This is a genomic window from Sporofaciens sp. JLR.KK001 (assembly GCF_036941055.1).
In the GTDB taxonomy this organism is placed as follows: domain Bacteria; phylum Bacillota; class Clostridia; order Lachnospirales; family Lachnospiraceae; genus Sporofaciens.
In genome coordinates this window covers 800441-818854 of the sequence record NZ_JAYMNO010000002.1, presented here as the reverse complement: position 1 = coordinate 818854, position 18414 = coordinate 800441, and the positions used below count along the sequence as shown (strand labels likewise).

Annotated in this window: 17 protein-coding genes and 4 pseudogenes; 5 read left to right on the top strand and 16 right to left on the bottom strand. The window is 41.4% G+C overall.

What is annotated here, in order from left to right:
* Positions 1 to 121: 121 nt before the first annotated feature.
* Positions 122 to 226 carry an AraC family transcriptional regulator gene (locus VSQ62_RS32555; RefSeq protein WP_350339937.1) on the bottom strand — a complete coding sequence of 35 codons (105 nt, stop codon included), beginning with the start codon at positions 224 to 226 and terminating at the stop codon, positions 122 to 124.
* A gap of 102 nt (positions 227 to 328) precedes the next feature.
* On the opposite strand from VSQ62_RS32555, the gene VSQ62_RS29105 reads away from it, so the two are divergent.
* From VSQ62_RS29105 to VSQ62_RS29090, 4 genes and pseudogenes are all read left to right on the top strand, one after another.
* Positions 329 to 571: a DUF4432 family protein gene (locus VSQ62_RS29105; protein WP_502957880.1), complete on the top strand. Its 243-nt coding sequence runs from the start codon at positions 329 to 331 to the stop codon at positions 569 to 571.
* 14 nt (positions 572 to 585) lie between these two features.
* Positions 586 to 813: pseudogene (locus tag VSQ62_RS29100) on the top strand (class II fructose-bisphosphate aldolase); the annotation flags it as partial.
* A gap of 139 nt (positions 814 to 952) precedes the next feature.
* Positions 953 to 1996: an aldo/keto reductase gene (locus VSQ62_RS29095; RefSeq protein ID WP_334638361.1), complete on the top strand. Its 1044-nt coding sequence runs from the start codon at positions 953 to 955 to the stop codon at positions 1994 to 1996.
* Positions 1993 to 4068, top strand: a complete 2076-nt coding sequence (locus VSQ62_RS29090) for an alpha-galactosidase (RefSeq protein ID WP_334638360.1) — start codon at positions 1993 to 1995, stop codon at positions 4066 to 4068. The genes VSQ62_RS29095 and VSQ62_RS29090 overlap by 4 nt, the downstream gene beginning before the upstream one ends.
* Positions 4069 to 4562: 494 nt before the next feature.
* Here VSQ62_RS29090 and VSQ62_RS29085 read toward each other — a convergent pair whose 3' ends face one another.
* Positions 4563 to 5726 (bottom strand): IS630 family transposase, encoded by a 1164-nt coding sequence (locus VSQ62_RS29085; protein ID WP_334638359.1) that lies wholly within the window; start codon positions 5724 to 5726, stop codon positions 4563 to 4565.
* A gap of 124 nt (positions 5727 to 5850) precedes the next feature.
* Between VSQ62_RS29085 and VSQ62_RS29080 the strand changes: the two genes are divergently transcribed.
* Positions 5851 to 7311 carry a transposase gene (locus VSQ62_RS29080; RefSeq protein ID WP_334638358.1) on the top strand — a complete coding sequence of 487 codons (1461 nt, stop codon included), beginning with the start codon at positions 5851 to 5853 and terminating at the stop codon, positions 7309 to 7311.
* Between the two features lie 404 nt (positions 7312 to 7715).
* On the opposite strand, the gene VSQ62_RS29075 is transcribed toward VSQ62_RS29080, so the two are convergent.
* From VSQ62_RS29075 to VSQ62_RS29015, 14 genes and pseudogenes are all read right to left on the bottom strand, one after another.
* The gene (locus tag VSQ62_RS29075; RefSeq protein ID WP_334638357.1) at positions 7716 to 8033 is read right to left on the bottom strand and encodes a multidrug transporter; all 318 of its coding nucleotides are present in this window, start codon (positions 8031 to 8033) and stop codon (positions 7716 to 7718) included.
* A 153-nt stretch (positions 8034 to 8186) separates the two neighbouring features.
* A complete protein-coding gene (locus tag VSQ62_RS29070) occupies positions 8187 to 8402 on the bottom strand; it encodes a type II toxin-antitoxin system VapC family toxin (RefSeq protein WP_334638356.1) in 216 nt (71 codons plus the stop codon).
* Positions 8402 to 8656 (bottom strand): hypothetical protein, encoded by a 255-nt coding sequence (locus VSQ62_RS29065; RefSeq protein ID WP_334638355.1) that lies wholly within the window; start codon positions 8654 to 8656, stop codon positions 8402 to 8404. Before VSQ62_RS29065 ends, VSQ62_RS29070 begins: the two co-directional genes overlap by 1 nt.
* Positions 8657 to 8783: 127 nt before the next feature.
* Positions 8784 to 8909: pseudogene (locus VSQ62_RS32745) on the bottom strand (nucleoside recognition protein); the annotation flags it as partial.
* Positions 8910 to 8999: 90 nt separating this feature from the next.
* Positions 9000 to 9692 (bottom strand): HIRAN domain-containing protein, encoded by a 693-nt coding sequence (locus VSQ62_RS29060; protein WP_334638354.1) that lies wholly within the window; start codon positions 9690 to 9692, stop codon positions 9000 to 9002.
* Between the two features lie 546 nt (positions 9693 to 10238).
* The gene (locus VSQ62_RS29055) at positions 10239 to 11681 is read right to left on the bottom strand and encodes an IS110 family RNA-guided transposase (protein WP_334638353.1); all 1443 of its coding nucleotides are present in this window, start codon (positions 11679 to 11681) and stop codon (positions 10239 to 10241) included.
* 103 nt (positions 11682 to 11784) lie between these two features.
* Positions 11785 to 12669 carry a HipA domain-containing protein gene (locus VSQ62_RS29050; protein ID WP_334638352.1) on the bottom strand — a complete coding sequence of 295 codons (885 nt, stop codon included), beginning with the start codon at positions 12667 to 12669 and terminating at the stop codon, positions 11785 to 11787.
* 1017 nt (positions 12670 to 13686) lie between these two features.
* Positions 13687 to 15348 carry an IS66 family transposase gene (gene tnpC, locus VSQ62_RS29045; protein ID WP_334637473.1) on the bottom strand — a complete coding sequence of 554 codons (1662 nt, stop codon included), beginning with the start codon at positions 15346 to 15348 and terminating at the stop codon, positions 13687 to 13689.
* A gap of 150 nt (positions 15349 to 15498) precedes the next feature.
* Positions 15499 to 15825, bottom strand: a complete 327-nt coding sequence (tnpB, locus tag VSQ62_RS29040; protein ID WP_334633104.1) for an IS66 family insertion sequence element accessory protein TnpB — start codon at positions 15823 to 15825, stop codon at positions 15499 to 15501.
* 19 nt (positions 15826 to 15844) lie between these two features.
* Positions 15845 to 16174: an IS66 family insertion sequence element accessory protein TnpA gene (tnpA, locus tag VSQ62_RS29035; RefSeq protein ID WP_334637472.1), complete on the bottom strand. Its 330-nt coding sequence runs from the start codon at positions 16172 to 16174 to the stop codon at positions 15845 to 15847.
* 74 nt (positions 16175 to 16248) lie between these two features.
* A pseudogene (locus VSQ62_RS29030) lies at positions 16249 to 16350 on the bottom strand (nucleoside recognition protein); the annotation flags it as partial.
* A gap of 78 nt (positions 16351 to 16428) precedes the next feature.
* The gene (locus tag VSQ62_RS29025; RefSeq protein ID WP_016222053.1) at positions 16429 to 16947 is read right to left on the bottom strand and encodes a hypothetical protein; all 519 of its coding nucleotides are present in this window, start codon (positions 16945 to 16947) and stop codon (positions 16429 to 16431) included.
* An 11-nt stretch (positions 16948 to 16958) separates the two neighbouring features.
* Entirely contained in the window at positions 16959 to 18116 is a 1158-nt protein-coding gene (locus tag VSQ62_RS29020; RefSeq protein ID WP_334638351.1) for an AAA family ATPase, read from the bottom strand.
* Between the two features lie 145 nt (positions 18117 to 18261).
* A pseudogene (locus VSQ62_RS29015) lies at positions 18262 to 18387 on the bottom strand (nucleoside recognition protein); the annotation flags it as partial.
* Between the last annotated feature and the right edge of the window lie 27 nt (positions 18388 to 18414).

Genomic DNA, 18414 nt, shown 5'->3' with positions numbered 1-18414 from the left:
ACATTTTTGATACACAGGATTGCTCGTAGTTTATGCTCCTGCATATAATTAAGTTTCTCCTGAATATTATACCAATATGCGCTGAAACCATCAAATTGATAGATTCAATAAATGAAGTGATTTATTTACAATTTCTATATGTATTTTCATATCGATATTTTTTGGCAGAGATTCCTGTTTCCTTCTTAAACACTCTGTAAAAATAGTTATAATCGGAGAAGCCGATCTTTTCTGATACGCCTGTCTATGAAGGAATCCCTAAGGGGCAGGAGATGTATCAGGGGAATTATGCCATTGTTCCGTATGTTGTTCCCGGGCGGTATCTGACATATGTATTTTCCTTTACCGGAGGCGGCCTGGTTTATTCGGAATCTGGCGAAATGGGAGAGTTCTGTGTTTTATGCAGTGGAAGATGATGGGCAACAGGGATTATGTGTTGGGATTAGAGCCGGGAAACTGTTACCCGGACGGCCGGGATCAGGTGCGCCGGGAAGGAAGGCTTACATATCTCAGACCGGATGAAGAGGTATCGTATGGAGTACAGGTAAGAATGATAACGGAGAAGGAATAGGAAGATGTTAGTTACATATGGCTGTAGTAAATGCCGCAGAAGAGTGTAAGGCAAATATTCCGGTATGCGTGCATCTGGACCATGGGGAGACATTGGATTATATTGGAAAGGCGCTGGAGATGGGATTCACTTCTGTTATGTATGACGGATCCGCATTGCCATATGAAGAAAGTGTGCAAAATACACAGCAGGCAGTATATATGGCGCAGCGGACGGGGGCATCTGTTGAGGCGGAGACCGGTATTGTTCCATGACATTTCAAGATGGGGAATGAATGCGATGAAAGAAGATGCAAAATGCGCAATAAGAGTATTTGCCATGGGAGAAACAGGGAAAATATGTTAGTATTATATCATGTTAATATTTATGAGGAGGCAGGATATGCAATACAGAATATTGAAGGATACGGATCTGCAATTAAGTAATATTTGCCTTGGGACGGCTTCTTTTGGTGAAAAACTCAGTAAGGAAGAGTCTTTTGAGATTCTGGATGAGTATGTGCGCCGGGGAGGGAATTTTATTGATACAGCCAATATCTACTGCCGGTGGATTCCAGGACTTGCAAACTGCAGCGAGAAGATTTTAGGAGAATGGTTAAGATCAAGGGGAGCATATAAGGATGTGGTGATTGCCACCAAGGGCGGCCACTATCTGTTTGATACCCCGGACAGGATTCCGAGAGTGAACGAGACGGAGATCAGGAAGGATCTGGAGGAAAGTCTTTTGACTATGGGGCTTGACGTCATTGATTTCTACTGGCTTCACCGGGATGACGAGACGAAATCGGCAGAAGAGATCATGGATATTCTGGAAAGGCTTAGAAGGGAGGGAAAGATACGTTATTACGGGCTTTCCAATTACCGTACCGAACGGTTAGAGAAGGCAGAAACTTACATGCGCTCAAAAGGCCTGCCGGGGCCTTATGCGGTTTCAAATCAATGGAGTATGGCGTCGGTCAATCCTGGGAAAAATACCAACCCTGATCCTACATTGGTGGAATTAACAGAAGAAGAATATCGGTGGCACTGTGCGGCTCAGATTCCGTCCGTACCGTTTTCTTCGACTGCTATGGGATTTTTTGAAAAGTTGAATAAAGCATGTGTTGAAGTAAAGGACGGCCGGATTATTTCCGGGGGAAATATTGAGAATATCGCTCTTTCTCTTCGTGAGGCTTATCTGAATGAAGAGAATCTGAGAAAATATGAATTCTTATTAAATCTTAAGGAGGAGACTGGATACAGCCTGCAGACTTTGTCGGCTGCGTATTTGATCAGCAGTCTGTTCCAGGTGTTTCCTGTAACCGGAGCGAGGAATACGGAGCAGTTAGAAGACATTGTAAGGGCAGGTGAAATATATATAGAGCCGGAACGGTTTCGGCTGAATGGTTACGATTCGGGGAAAAGGAGTGAGAATATTATAAGATGAGATTACAGATTGAAGAAAATGGATTATATCTTGTATTTGAAATAGAAGCAGATCAGCCGGTTTGGCTTCTGCATATGGGAGCGCGGCCGATGAGCCGGGAGCCAAAGGAGGATCAGAAATTCTTATACACCATGCTTGAAGTCCAGACTACAGGCGAGAGCCGTCTGGAACACTTCGGTCTGGGGCACAGCGGAACGCTGCCGGGCAACCGAATGAATTATGTAAGCCATACGGATCAGGTAAATGAGATGGGCAGAGTGGTGGAGATCTATACAAAGGATGAGGTTACGGGGCTGTCCGGCAGAATGGTTTATCAATTTTATACCGGAATTCCTGTGATACGCTGCCGTCTGTTTCTGAAGAATGAAGGAAGCGAAGAGATCGGTCTTGAAGCGGTATCTTCCTATGTTCAGGCGGGATTGGGATCTGAAGAACAAGAGGAGATAAGCCTTCTGATCCCGCATAATTCCTGGCAGGAGGAGATACAGTGGAAGGAGACGCCGGTTAATCAGCTTGGGTATCATATCATATCTGACAGCGGAATTTCATCTAAGAGGATACAGATCCGCAATATTGGTTCCTGGTCATCCGGGGAGTATCTGCCCTTGGCGTGCCTGCGTAATTCGAGCAGAGGCATCATGCAGTTCTGGCAGATCGAGCATAACGGGGCATGGAACTGGGAGCTTCAGGAGAGAGCGGGGCAGCTTGCGCTTGTCATCAATGGCCCAGATGAGATCAACCATCATTGGTGGAAATCTCTGAAACCGGGCGAGGAATTCGAGACGGTTCCTGCCGCAGTAGGATGCGTGGAGGGAGGCGTTGATGAAACATTTGCAGCTCTGACTAAGTACCGCCGCCGGATCCGCAGAAAGAATCAGGATAATGAGAAGCTTCCGATTATTTTCAATGATTATATGAATTGTCTGTGGGCGGATCCAACGACCAGGAAGGAGCTGCCGATCATAGACGCCGCGGCTGCGGCCGGATGTGAATATTACTGTATAGACGCCGGATGGTATACGGATGAGAATTGGTGGTACAAGGTTGGAGAATGGCAGCCTTCTGATATCAGATTCCCCAATGGGCTTAGCGAGGTGACAGATTATATAAAAGCAAAGGGTATGACGCCGGGAATCTGGCTGGAGATAGAGGTTATGGGAACGCAGTGTGATCTGACCGGTAAGGCGGATTCAGGCTGGTTCTTCCAGAGACACGGGAAGGCGGCATTAGACAGGGACCGTTATCAGTTGGACTTTAGGAATGAGGAAGTTAGGGAATACACGAGAGGTGTCGTGGACAGGCTGATTCGTGAGTATGGGATAGGATATTTTAAAATTGATTATAATATTAACGCGGGAATCGGTACGGAATATCATTCTGACAGCCCTGGCGACGGACTGCTTGAACACAACAGGGCTTATCTGAGATGGCTGGACGGGATTTTTACTGATTATCCAGACCTTGTCATTGAGAACTGCAGCAGCGGAGGAATGAGGATGGACTATGCCATGCTTTCCAGATATAGTATTCAGTCTACCAGTGATCAGACTGATTATCTGAAATACGCTTCCATTGCGGCGAATGCACCGTCTGCGCTTGCGCCGGAGCAGGCGGCGATCTGGTCTTATCCGCTGAGTGATTCGACCAGAGAGCAGACAATCTTCAACTGTGTGAATTCCTGCCTTCTGAGAATCCACCAGAGCGGGCACATGGGAGCGCTGGCAGCAGATAAGAGGGAGATTGTGAAGGAAGAGCTTGGTTATTATAAGCGGATCAGGAAAGATATCAAGGAAGCGCTGCCGTTCTGGCCTCTGGGGCTTGCGAAGGATGGAGACGGCTGGATGTGCCTGGGACTTAAGACCAAGGAGAAGGGATATCTGGCTGTATGGAGATTGAAGGAAGGCGAGGCGTGCCGCCTCCCGCTTGTATATTGGAGAGGGGAAGAGGTGGATGTGAAGGTGGCGTTTCCTGCTGATGATGAGAGATGCAAGTTAAGCTGGGATTCAGAAGAAGGCGTGTTGGAAGTTGTATTGCCGCAGGAAGGTATGGCCAGGATAATCCAACTTAATTAAGCGGAGTGGTGAATATGAATTCTTATCTGGAACAGATTATTCAGAATGCGACAGTGCATATATACGTTATATTATGGAGTATCCGCAGGAGAGTATAAAGATGGGGGTAAAATTCTAAAAGATGCTTCAGATGTGCGTCTGCGAACCGGCGGCATAGCGGCCTGTGTCTAGTACACCGAATAATAAGTAACCAGTCATATAACTTGCCTGATTTTCCATCTGCGTCGTTGTTGTCAATCGGCGTAGCGCCCACTACGCCTCATTCCTCCGCCTTGCATATGAAAAATCATTGCGTTATATGGCTAGTACAGCATTGCATTAATCTTCGAGTAATACGTACCTGCCTTTTGCGCCATCGCTTCGTTGTTGTCAGTCAACAATGCCACCGCATTGCCTCATTCCTCCGCCTTGCGCTGACACAAAATTCAGTCACCTATTACTTTGAAATTAATGCAATGCTTTACTAGTATAGCAAATATTAAGTTGTTGATAGTTTAAATAGCTGCCGCTTCATCAGTATCAATTTCATCCATTTTATATGTCCAATGATAGACAATCGGATCAGCATTGATCTCATCAAAGTAACAGTATATTCGTTCCGATAGTTCCTCCTTGGAATTGACACGGATACCCTTTAACATTTGCTTTGTCATTTTGCTAAAGAAACTTTCAATCATGTTCAGCCAGGAGGCGTGCGTCGGAGTAAATACAAATACAAAACGGCCTTCTGGTAATGTTGCAAGAAACCGCTGTGTTTCTTTTGATGTATGGGCTGAGTGATTGTCCAGTATCAACCGGATCGTATCACCTTCCGGGTATTTGGCATCAAGGATCTTTAGGAACTCGATAAAATCAGAACTTTTGTGTGTCTGGCTAACCAACGGGATCGCCTCTCCTGTCAGGAGGTCAATACCTGCAAGCAGTGACAGCGTTCCAAACCGCACATACTCATAATCCCGGCGGACATACCCGTTTTCCACCGTTGGGTTATGGTCAGGATATTTGTTGGCAACAGCCTGAATGCCGGGTTTTTCATCATACGAAACAGTATGTGTCATGTGCCCGCTGTCTGGTATGGTGATAGTTCCATTATCATCCAACTGCATTTCGACCTGTTTATAAACCAGAAGGACATCATGCATCTTATTGTCAAAATCAGGGTCTTTACGCTCAAGGTAATACTTGATTTTGAACGGTTTGATATCCATCTTTTTGAGATATTTTTGAAGCCATGGTTTTGTGACTGTTTTTAAGCGTGGATAGCCGGCTTCCTCAGCATGTGCTTGTATGTGTTTGTGCAGCGCTGCCAATGTCCATAACTCTGCGTCATAACCAAGATCGCAGGGTTTTTGACAGGCTATACTGGTAATCCATGATTTTGCATCATCAGTAATCTCAGTCGGGCGGCCGGAGCGTTCGTCATCAAAAATAGCAAGGGCAATCCCACTACTGAGATAACGGCCAATACAGCGCCGGACGGTATTCACGCTAATACCAAGACCGTCTGCAATGACCTTATCCGTTTTGGCTTCAGACTTCCACAATAATATGCGGGCACGGTCAACAACCTGTGCCTGAATAGTTCTGGTTTTAATCAATGATTTCAGATAGGTACACTCCTCATCTGATATTGTAATCCTATAAGGTAATGCTGGCATAATTGGCCTCCATAAATTGTATTGGTTAAATCCATTATAACAGATATTGAAAATATCAACAACTTAATTTATCCTATACCAGCTCTGACGCTTAAAAAAAATTAATAAAAAAACCTCCCATTTTATGGGAAGATGCGCGATAATAGAAGTAACCAGACAACTATTTTTTCGCACCCCCATAAAAGAGAGGAGGTTTTACTATGAAGCAAGAATAAAAATCAGAAGAAAAGAGGTTAGGGAACACCTGGAACAGTTGAACCTTGCATGTGAATTAGCCAAGCTAATCCGGCATTTTTTCCCAGATCTTTTACCCCTGTTAAAACAGATTCCAGATCCCAGAAACCAGAGCTATATTACCTATCCTGCTGTGTTACTTCTTATGACCCGTATCCTTTCTTCTCTATTTTACATCAGCAGTATGAGGAAAACAAGTGAAGAATTCAATTCCAGTGAAATGATCAAAAACATCTGGCATCTATCCGGGGAGGAACAGACCGTGGAGGAGCTTCCCTACTGGGAAACCATCAACCGGTATCTGGAAAAAGTAGATCCGGAAAAATTGCAGGACATCTTAAACCGCCTTTGCAGCAGGCTTCTTTGCAGCCGGGCTTTTGAAAATATGCGAATCAGGGGCAAGTACTGGCAGGTGATCATAGATGGAACGCAGCTTTGCAGCAGCCGGAGGGAACTGGATGGGAAAAGCCTGCACCGGACCCATAACAAGGGGACGGAAAAAGAGTATCAGGAGAACTATTATTATGTGCTGGAAGCAAAGCTGGTACTGCATCCGAAAATCCTGATCAGTATTCAGACGGAATTTGTGGATAATGAAGAGGGAAAAGAAATGGAGAAACAGGACTGTGAAAGGAAGGCCTGCTGGCGTTTAATGGAAAAGCTGAAAAAAGCGTTTCCAAGGTTGCCGATCTGCCTGTGCGGGGACAGTCTGTATGCCTGTGAAGGTTTCTTTGAGAGATGCAAAGGAAAAAACTGGCGGTATATCCTGCGGTATAAGGAGGGGAGCATCCCGAGCATTGGGGAAGAATACAGAGAACTGAAAGAAATGGAGAAGAATTACCAGGAGCGCGAAACACAGACTGGGAAGGAATGGTATGATTACGTGACAGATATAGATTATAAAGGACATCAGGTAAATCTGGCAGAGTATGGAGAAAGCGGGGAGCATATCTGCAAAAAGGGCAGGAAAAAGGGAAAAGCAGAAACGATCCGGAAAGAATTCTGGTTTCTCACAGATCTGCCAATCACCAGAAAAAATGTGGCAGGACTGGTGGAGCGCGGAAGGATGAGATGGAGAATCGAGAATGATGGGTTTAACGCGCAGAAAAGGCAGGGATACCATCTGGAACACCAGTACAGCAGGAATTATCAGGCACTGAAAAACCATTATTATCTGATCCAGATTGGGCACATGATCAGCCAGATCATGGAGGCTTGGGAAAAAATATGGAAAAAGGTAAAGCAGAGTAGGGAGCAAAAGCACAGGAGGATACTGGAATCCATGAAAGAGACTCCATTGAGAGAATACAAGGAAGAGATCGCTAAAAAGATACAAATACGGTTGATATAGAGGACCATGTGGAAAGGTGGTGAAGGAGCAGATAACAACAAAAGTTAAAAAAGCAGAATACAGGGATTTTATGGCTTAAATAAGATTGCGTTGATAAAGCAAAATGAGAAAATAAAATCCAATGTACTCTGAGAGTGTAAGTATAAATTTAAGCGTCAGAGCTGATCCTATACTAGGAACTTATTTTTCGGTGTACTAGGATTGCGTGCTAGTGTACTGTGCCATTTATTTGGCGAAATATGAACGGTACAGTACACTATGCTAGATTAGTTTTCTCAAATCAGAAGTCCAAATAGGAATCATATTCCCTGTAGTGATTCAAGGAATCTACAAATTCCCGCATCCTTTTCTAAGACTAAGAAATCCCTTATCTTTTTCAGATATATTTTAATATGATACATCTTTTACATTTTAGCGAAATGTCCTATCATATCTTTCAACTCATCACTAAAATCATTTAGATCGTCCATCGTAATTGCACCGTCGTTCAACAGTGACATCATAATATAAAACTGATTTAATCTGCTCATCTCACATTGAACACCACAAGTTTTTTTGTCTGTCTTAATTCGTTCCTCAAGTTTCCAAAACTTATCTGACGGATTTCCTTCCACACTAAGAATTTCAATATATTCTTTATTCAGCCTGTCCATATATGCTTCTTGCCAATCAACAATCTTACGCCGAAATAATTTCCAGTCTCTCTCTGAAATCCTCTTCATGTTAATCACAGCACCTCACAATCTTTCCACCATGTCCTCCTATGTAAAATCTAATACATTAAACCGATATAATAAATTTTTCTTCATAATATGGAATTAGTGAATCATGTGTTAAAAACATTAATTTTTCTGCTTTCGCTTGGGCTATCATAATTATCCGTTGTCTTCGCATCCTTTTTCCAGGATATTCCCATTCATGAGAAGTTTCTCTGGATGCAGCATATGTTTTATTGTAATTTCCCAAATAGAAGCCGTACTGTATAATATCTTATTTTCCATATCAAGAAGCAATTCTTTTGCTTTCCCAGGCAACTTAGGATCATTTAATACTGCCCAGACAGCTATATGCGTATCTATCAATATCTTCATTACGGACACACTCCAAACATCTCTGCAATTTCATCATTGCACTCATCTATATCATAATCTACATCAATAAGATCCTGGCCTTCTAAACTGCCAATTCTTCGAACTATCTTTTTATTCATAGCCAACTCGTCAACATGTTCTTCTTCGTTTTCGGAGGGCTTCATAAAACGCTGTATTATTTCGAGTAAAAAGCTTAAATTGTCTTCTGACAAGCCATCAAGGGATTGAATTACTTGTCTCTGTAAAATTGACATGTCCGATTACCACCTTTCTTACTTAAGCTATATTCTTTTTCTTAGTATACCCTAAAAGTGTGTTTCTCTCAATATACTTTTAAAACTCTTTTTCGTCTCTTCTTGGATACTACGAAAGCGGAAGATGTTATATCCTCCGCTTTCCATCCATCACTTTACAATATATAACCGCCACCAACGTACTCACCGCCGTAGCCGCAATTCCCGGCCCCACAATAGCCGCCGGGTTCACGCTCCCATACTGGCTCCGGTACGGTTGTGTCAAGCTAAGACTAAAAATTGTTCTTCTATTTACTTAAGTAGTTCCCCAAAAGCAGCTAGACTGACTCAAGGCTTTCAAACACTAATTTGCAATTTTCATAATTATCTTTATACATTCGTTGCAATTTTTATTTTTATCTACGTTATAAATATGACATACAATTTTTTTTCCTTGCTTTAGTAATTTGCACACCTCTTTGCTATAGTAGCGTGGAATATATCCCAATACTTTTCCTGAAGTGTTCAAAAACTGTACCGCATTTTGATCATGAAAGTTTTCCGGTTCTTCACGTAAAAACACCTCATCTCCACGGGTTACTTTAATAGACCGATTGCACTCTTCACCATCACAATCTAAATAGTGTCGAACGCCCGCCATAAAAAAAATCCTGGTTACATTATTATCTAAACTTAATATTGGATCAATAAACTCAAGATTATCAATTGGAAGACGTGCGCCGCTTCTTTTCAGTAACATATAATCATCATATTCCTCCAAGCCGTATTTTCCCAAAATCTCTTGAATATTTTTTCTCTTTCTGTCTGGTAAACGGCTTTTAAAAATTGCGAAAAGTCTGTCATCTTTATATACTTTATTTAAGTCTGGAAAACAAAGCAAAGGTTTAAAGCCATCAGCAATAGCAGATTGTACTTCCTCACTATATTGGAATTCATATTGGCCATTCTTTGTCAACTGACCAATAATATATTGTTTTCTGGTCTGTTCAGATTTCCAAATCAAATAAAGGTAGTCTTTCCCATCTTTAACTGACATGTTATTCCTTCCTATTCTGTCAAGCCTAAATTTATTGATTTTATAGGCTTTGACGATTTTATTTACCTCAAAAACAGAGCCGGGAGTGATGGATATCGTTGTATCATGTACCGAACAGCTGATAAATGGGTATAGTTTTTAAAGTATCCCTTTTGGTTCGCTTTATAAAGGCTATTTTCCCTCTGATCAACTATGATGATGAACCTTCCGTGTCTAAGGGGATCGTGTCCCAACTTCCTTCGTCCCATCTACCATACACTGAGTGCCGGCCAAGCTCCTAAACGGGGTCATGCCCCACGGAAAAAAACGATGCCGGCTACAGCTCTTGTTTTTCTGTTTGATTGTTACTAACCTGCATTCACCTGTCATGGTACTGACTTAATCAGTGGACGCTATACCACTACAGACTCTTGTTGGTTTTTGGCTGATGCAGTCCCTTTCAGTCTCCATCGTTTACGGGTTTCTCTTCCAGAACCCTGTCCAGTCTCCAATGCTTATGATCAGTGACTCGACAGAGTTCTGGAGTGTATTGCTCATTTTTATTTCTTATGCCGCCATCTGGGCCGGTGCAGCTTCCGGGCGTTTGATATCCTTCAACATTTTTTGCGGATCATATGTTGCCCCCGTCTTCAGGATTGTGTAGATCACCCTTAGTATCTTGCAGGCTATCACAATCAGTGACTGCATCTTTTTTAGCGGATTCCTGGCCCGTGTTGTGTAGTACACATGCAATTGTTTAAATTCTTCTGCATGTGAAACCGCTGATTTTGCCGCCTGGAACAGCCAGTACCGGAGCCGTTTGCGTCCTCTGTGACTGATTTTTGTCTGTCCCCTGTGCTTACCTGAGCTGCATGCCACAAGACCCATTCCACTTAACTTCTGGATTTCTTTTACGTCATCAAATCTGCTGATATCCCCCATTTCTGCCACAATCCCGGCTAAAATGTTCTCACCCACACCTTTGATTTCCAGAATATTTTCTGCATAAGGTATTTCCTTACATTTCTTATGTAAGGTACTTTCTATCCGGGCAAGCTGTTCATCCAGCTTCATGATCTGTTCTGAAAACCACTTCACTGTCTCACGGCCAACACTGGTTCCATCTTCCAATCCCACGCTTTTCTCTGCATGGTTCACGATTTTACCGGCCCTGCTATAACCGCGTCCTCTTAGCTTCGCATCATGCCAGATGTTTCTCAGCCCTTCTGTTCCCAGTGCTGCAATCTCAGACGGGATGCAGGATACTTTCAGTACTTCCAATGCGAATGCACCATCGATTTTTCCAAATGCATCCATGTATTCCGGAAAATAGATCTTAAGTTCTCTGTGAAGACGGTTGATATTTCTGATTCGGTCTTCTGTAAGCTGGTCTCTGAACATCGAGAGTCTTCTCATATCTGCGTAGATTTTTTCCGGAAGATAAGGCATCCCATAATTACCGTCTTTTACAAGATTTGCAATTAGTTTCGGATCCTTTCTGTCATCCTTGTGCTGACTGTTATCCTCGATTTCCTTGCTCTGCTTTACAGCATATGGATTGACCTGAACAACGCTGATTCCTTTCGAAATCATCCATGCAGCTAATGCAAACCAGTAGTGCCCTGTCGGTTCAAGACCCAGGACGATCTGTCTTTTTTCATTCTGCGCCGCATGTTTCAGCATCCATGCTTTCGCATTCTCAAAACCTTCTGCCGTGTTACTGAATTCAAATGCCCCTTTGCCCAGTTCCCTTCCCCTGATGTCGATTGCTCTTATATAATGGGTTTCACTGCCTATATCGCATCCAACTATAAGCATGTCATCTGTAATGAAGGAAAGTTTGTCATTCTTGGAAAATTTACCATTTGTTTCCAGTTCTCTCCATGTATACGATTTTAATTCTTTTTCAACACCTTCCATTCTCTTTCTAAGTTCTTCTTTTGACAAAAGAAGATTTGCCTGGTTTTCTACATTTACTTGCTTTTTTGTTTGATTTGCCTTAACATTCATCTTAGATACCTCTTGTGTTTTTGGATTTTACCAACTGGCTGGTCAGTAATAATCCAACTATATACGAGGTATCTTTTTTTATCAACTCCCTTTACACTTTATATTATACAGGAAGCTCCTTTTCTCCATAAACTTTTCTCAGCAGTTGAACTTTTGATAAAATATATTTACCTATTAGATTTTTCCGTTGTTCGGTAAGCACCTCTTTATATTTATCTAATATATCATATACCATATCTTCTGTCACAAGTGTCTCAATTTTTTTTTCAATTTTTATTGTTTGGCTATAATAATTCTTCTTAAGAAACTTAACCATTGCCATATGTGTTGGCTGTTTCGTATCATTACTTGAAATGCGTATTAATGATTTTGATTTCGTATCAACAAGTGATTTCCACAGAAGCTTATCATTTCCTAAATAATCTTTAATTTTTGATTCTTTTACATAAGCACAAAGTGACGAACTGTTATCATACAGCGGACTTATACTGAGTTTTTCTTTTTCTAATATTAATGCCCAATTACTCTGATGCCTGTCAGTATTGCCAATCAGAAAATCAAAAACCAAAATAGGAAGAAAATCATTAAAAAGACCCAATGGTTCCAAAACTGTTTTTATCATATCCAGTGAATACTTTTCTCCTGTTTCCACATCCAACAATAGTTCTTCATCAAAACCATGATACATTGAGCTAATACAATAAATTCCTTCAATTAATACAATCCCTTTTTGATCAACAATATTGTAACTGATGGATCCTTCTCTACCTTCATAAACTCCTATTTCAAATTTGGCACATGAAAGACCTACTAAACCTGCCAGATCACAGGCTATGCACTCCGAAACATGATCTGTTGTTGCTGTATCCTTTTTGAACTTAAACAACCCAATCTGTCCTGTATCCGGATTCATAAGCCATAATTTTTCACTTCGGCCACTACCTTCGGCAGCTCCATCATACTCCATCCAAAAAGAAAAATCCTTCATCTGTTTTCCTCCGGCTCTCGGTATACCTATCTTATGCATTGCTCTATACCATTTCCAAATCTCTACGATTATAAAGCAATACTTCTATATTCAATATCATACTATAATCCTGCCATTTTTTCTAGTACACCGAAAAATAAGTTCCTAGCCATATAACGCAGAATAATTTTTTATATGCAAGGCGGAGGAATGAGGCGTAGCGGGCGCTACGCCGATTGATGACAACGACGCAGATGGAAAATCAGGCAAGTTATATGGCTGGTTACTTGTTATTCGGTGTACTAGTATATGGGGGTTCTATATATTTTTCTTTTTGTATCTGCCTGCCACCAAGTATTAGATCTTGGAGCACGTCCCCGTCTTTACAAGTACAGATGGTTTCTGTGATAGCCTCCCGGCTCCTCCCATATTTTCTCACCTCTGTGCACTATATAGTTTTGTGAATGCAACATATTGGCTGATGATGTCATTTCCCTTGCCGCCATAAAGTACTTTAAGCTTTACTTTCCGGTCTGTTGGCACGCTCTCCTGTAAAAATCATGTACAGCTCTGCTTCCGGCATATGGGCTTTCTTTACTCCCGGGTCGGCTTTGGCTAATCGGTCTGCCGGGTCAACTATGCCTTGTTAGCTATGGTTTTATTATACTGAGAAAATCTCCATTGTTCAAGACATAAAAAGAGAAGCACCCGGCTGTAGTCACCAAACAGATACTATTCACGACCTGGAAGGCAGCTCATAGCAACGGTTCGGGGCGACATTTAGAGTTTTGCTGCGCAAAAACGCCCCTCACTCCTAAATCATGTTCGCACGGAATGAGCAGTTCATCGCATTCCTGACCCCTGAAAAGTAACTAAGCGGAAGATGTTATATCCTCCGCTTCCCATCTATTATCTTACAAAAGTAAGTAGGAAATAATCCGTACCTGTTCATAAATCTACGCATTTGGTAAAATATTCCTTAAAGATGAATAGAGATTCATCCGTACTTTGACAAAAAAATCCACCTAACAGTTTCTGCTAAGTGGATGTCCCCTCTGGTCGTTTGGTACGACAGTTTTCCGGTATTGTTTCTGACCAGGGCAATAGTGGAAGAATGTCTTCTTTTGTCGGAAATGGAGCCAAATCTTTCATCTTTTCCAATATGTAGGTCAGATAATTATAGGGCTTGAGTCCGTTCAGGATCGCCGTTTCTGTTATGCTGTATACGGTTGCGCTGGCCTCTGCTCCTTTGATACTCTTAGAAAACAGCCAGTTGCGGCGTCCTACCGCAAAGTTCTTAATGGCTCTCTCAGCGGCCGTATTGTCGATACTCAAATGTCCGTCATCCAAGTATCTTCTTAGGTATTGTTCCTGGTTTATCGTGTACAATACCGCTTCTCCTATTTTCGATGATCTGTCTACTGCATCCTCCAGGGAATGCAGCCACTCAAAGAAGGCATCTAAAAGCGGTTTTGACTGCTTCTGACGCTCGGTATATTTTTCCTCCGGCGATTTGCCTCGGAGCATTTCTTCTATCTTATAGAGCATGCCGATCCGCTCCATTGCCTGATATGCAGTTGTTTCTTTCAGCTGCTCTTTGGTGAAATCCTTTTTCAATGTTGTAAGGGCTTCATCAAAACGCCGCCTTGCATGGGCCATACACCCTGTCACGGTGATCTTCTCCGGGAGACTATGGTACGCCTGGTATCCATCACAGGTAAGATAACCCTCAAATGTATCTCCCAGAAACTCCACCGGGTGGTAGCCGCCCCGGGTTCTCTCATACTGGAAGAGTACCATTCTCGGAGATCCACTATTCTCATCCGTAAGATACACCCACATCCAGTTCTGTGTCGTACCTTTCTGCCCCGGTTCGTCTATGACCTGGATCCGTGTCTCGTCGCTATGGACATACCTGCTGCAAAGGAATTCCTCCTTCATCAGGTCATAGACCGGCTGGAGATACCGCCCGGCACACAGGATGATCCAGTTTGCCATCGTTTTGGTTGACAGATTCAGATCATACCGCGCGAATTCCCGCTCCTGGCGTGCAAGCGGCATCCCATTTACATATTTGGCATTCATGATACCTGCAACCAGGGATGGTGTGGCGACACTCCCTTTCATAAGTGCCTGGGCCTTCTCTGGCCGCTGCATTTTTCCGCATTTTGGACAGCTGTAAATATATGTGACCTCTTCTACGACTTCGAAACGGGCCGGTATAAATTTCAGATATTTTACTTTCTCTGTCGTCACTACTTTGTATTTCGTCCCGCATTCCGGGCAGAACCGTTCTTGCCCTTCCAGCTTATGTTCGATCACCTCTGTCGTCTCAAAAGAAGAAAGATCTTCTTCCTTTTTTCCAGCAGGTTTTTTGCGTTTGTAAGATTTCGGATGGATCTCTTCCATTTCCGGTTCCGCTGCATTCGGATCCGCTTCCTGCTCTGCTTCATTGAACAGATCCATCTGCGTATATCCATCCGCGTACTTTTCACTGGAGGCACCAAACTGTTTCCGCTGGGCAAGCGCCAGCCTGTCAGAAAGCAGCGCATTCATGAACTCCAGCTCCTTCATTTTTTCCGTCAGGAGCTGGATCTTAGTTTCCTGCTTTTGCTGATGCGCCTGCATGGTTGTAAGCAGTGTGATCATATTTTCTTTACTCATTTCCTGTAATTGTTTCTTAGAAAAAAGTGGTTCCATAGTCCGGTGCTCCTGATTGTTTTAAGCTAAGAAAAGAATACCATAAAACCGTGCTGTTTTCGAGGGGAAATGCGTCAGAAAAACAGAGGAAAAATTGCTGAAAATCCTAAGATTTTCAGCTTTTTGCGAATTGACAGACTCCGTTTTTGGCTAGATGACAATCTTGGGATGGTGCTCCTTAAAAGCGCCCTTGGGATCCAGGGATAATCCGTCACACAGCCAGTGTATTTCTTTTAACGTAACTTTTTTCAACTCATCTGGTGTATCCGGCCAGTGAAAGGAATGATGGTCCAGCCGCTTCATTAAGATCCAAAATCCTGACCCGTCCCATTGGAGGATTTTGATTGATGTGCGTCTGCGATTACAGAAGGCAAACATACAACGGGAATACGGATCCAGATGGAATTTTAGTTTTATAATAGCCGCCAATCCCTGGTAGCTCTTTCGTAAGTCCGTGACACCACATGCAAGATACACAGTTGTTCCGCCGGCCAGATCAAGCATAAGCACTCAGTGTATGGATCAAAGAAGCCATAAGTCCGACAGGACACCCGGCACCAATTTCAATCCGGATGCTTCCGGGAAGATAGATCGTTACAGGCACACCGCCGACTGAAAGATCAGATGAGATTTCCTGTTGGGAAGGAAGTTTTGCAAAAACAGGTTCATCTGGCTGTTCTTTTGTTTGCTTCCGGATCCAATAGCTAAAAGTTGATTGTGGAATTTGATGCTCCTGACACCATTCTTTCTGGGATAAACCACTTTCATGAAAGTCCTGGATACGTTTTGTCCAGAGTTCTGTCTTTGTAAGTTCATTTTTATCCATAGGCAATACCTCCATAATTTGAAGTGATTGTATCAGAAATACACATGAATTGACAGATACGGATTATTTCCTACTTACTTACAAAACACCACTGCCACTAACGTACTCACCGCCGTAGCCGCAATTCCCGGCCCCACAATAGCCGCCGGATTCACACTCCCGTACTGGCTCCGGTACGGTTGTGTCAAGCTAAGACTAAAAAATTTGATGGTTACATATTTTTTAACCAGTAGATGAGTAGGTTGAAAAATTTATTATTTTTGTTTTAATAGATCCCATAAGGTCATTTCTTTTCTACGAATTTTTGATATCCGTCTATATTCATGCAACGCATTTATTAAGATATTTATATCAGAAAAATATTCATAAATAAAATCATAACTTTTTACTTTGCTATATTTCAAAGCACGCTTACAATATGTACTTGGTTTCTCTCCTGAATTTTTAAAATCTTTGTATCTGTCTTCATTACATATTATAAGCATTTCAATTTCAGGAGCTGTAACTACATTTATAACATCTACCTTCTTTTCATATGCTTTGCGTAGCTTAAAATTTTCATTTCTTGAATCTAAAATTCGATAAACTGTTATTTTTTCGGAAAAGCCTTTCTTTAGGTATTTTTCTTCAAAATCTCTTCCTCGTCGGCATTTTAACACTTCTTCTTCAATTAGATCTTCTCTCTCAAAAACTAAGCTATGGTTGTCCAGTAATAAATCTAATATCGCGTGTTCGGCACCGCCTTCGCATATACATGCTAAATATTTTGCCATTTTAAAGCCTCCTATCTTAATGATATTAGCGCTTTTTTCAGAGCAATATAAGATTCATAAGCAGGTACGGTTCCCTCAAGAAAATCACTATCGTATATCTCACTTTTTTTAATATCATTTCTTTTCAAAATACCAGAAAGTTTTTCGGCAGTAATCCCATCTTTGTTTTTTGTAATATAAATACTGTCGTTCCTTTCAAATTCATCTAGCAATTCTGAATAATGAGTTGAAAAAATCAGAGTTGCCCCTTCTTTATTGACTTTTTTATCCATGAAAAATCGTATTAATGTTGAAACAATTTCTTTGTTAAAATGATTTTCTAATTCATCTACAATCAAATATCCCCCTTCCAAAAATGAAAATACTGCCCCCATAAATACACTCAGACCTTTTATTGTACCTGAAGAAAGATATCTGTTAAGTGCTAACGGACTATTTAACGTTAGCTCTTCTTTTTCATAAAATTTCAATCTGATATCAACTTTTTTTTCAGTTGGTTCACAGCTAAGGGTTTCGATGCTAGGATCCAAAAAAGTTAATATTTCTTTCGGATACTGGCCTAAAAAATTCAACATATTATGATCTGTGAAATCTGACATATCATATAAGGAAAAATTCGTGTCTTGTTCTTTATTTAAAGCAACTATAATACTAACATCTTCTATTAGATACTGTTCATTTTTATTTCTTCGGATTTTTACTTGGGCATCATTAAAATCATAAAGTCTTTTTTTCGTTTTTATCTTATGTATTTCTTTTTCCCATAATGTTTCATCTATAATTACAAATTTTGTATTGCCATCAATAGCATTTCTTTTTCTTCCTACTATTGTTTCCAATTTATATACAATGCCATTATGATAAAAATAAGCAGTAAAAATCATATTTTGTTTACTATCTAAGTCGTCCAAAAATTTTTTAGAGGAAATACTATTAATAGGTTCATTATTTAATAATCCTATAGCAAAAGAAATCAATTTTAGGATTGTTGTCTTACCAGATGCATTAATCCCAATAAAAGATAATGTTGGACTTGTATAAACATTAGAAAACACATTGAACATTTGTTCTCTGGCATCATTGTCTACTCTTTGTTGTGCAACGAAGTCCACATCTAAAGTATTTTTTAAATTTTGTAAACCTTTTATGGATAGTTTTAAGATTTTCATGTCCTTCCCCTTTTTTCCACGTTATTTACGTTTTTATTATGTTATTATATATACTTTTTTGTGTTATTTCAACTATTATTTCCGATATTTTTGTAATTATACTGATTTCCTATAAAGGGGAATTTTTTAAAGAAAGCAGGGAATTCTACGTTCCCCGCTTCCTATCCATCACCTTGCAATACACCACCGCCACCAATGTACTCACCGCCGTCGCCGCAATGCCGGCCCCTACGATTCCCGCCGGATTCACACTCCCGTACTGGCTCCGGTACGGTTGTGTCAAGCTAAGACTAAAAAA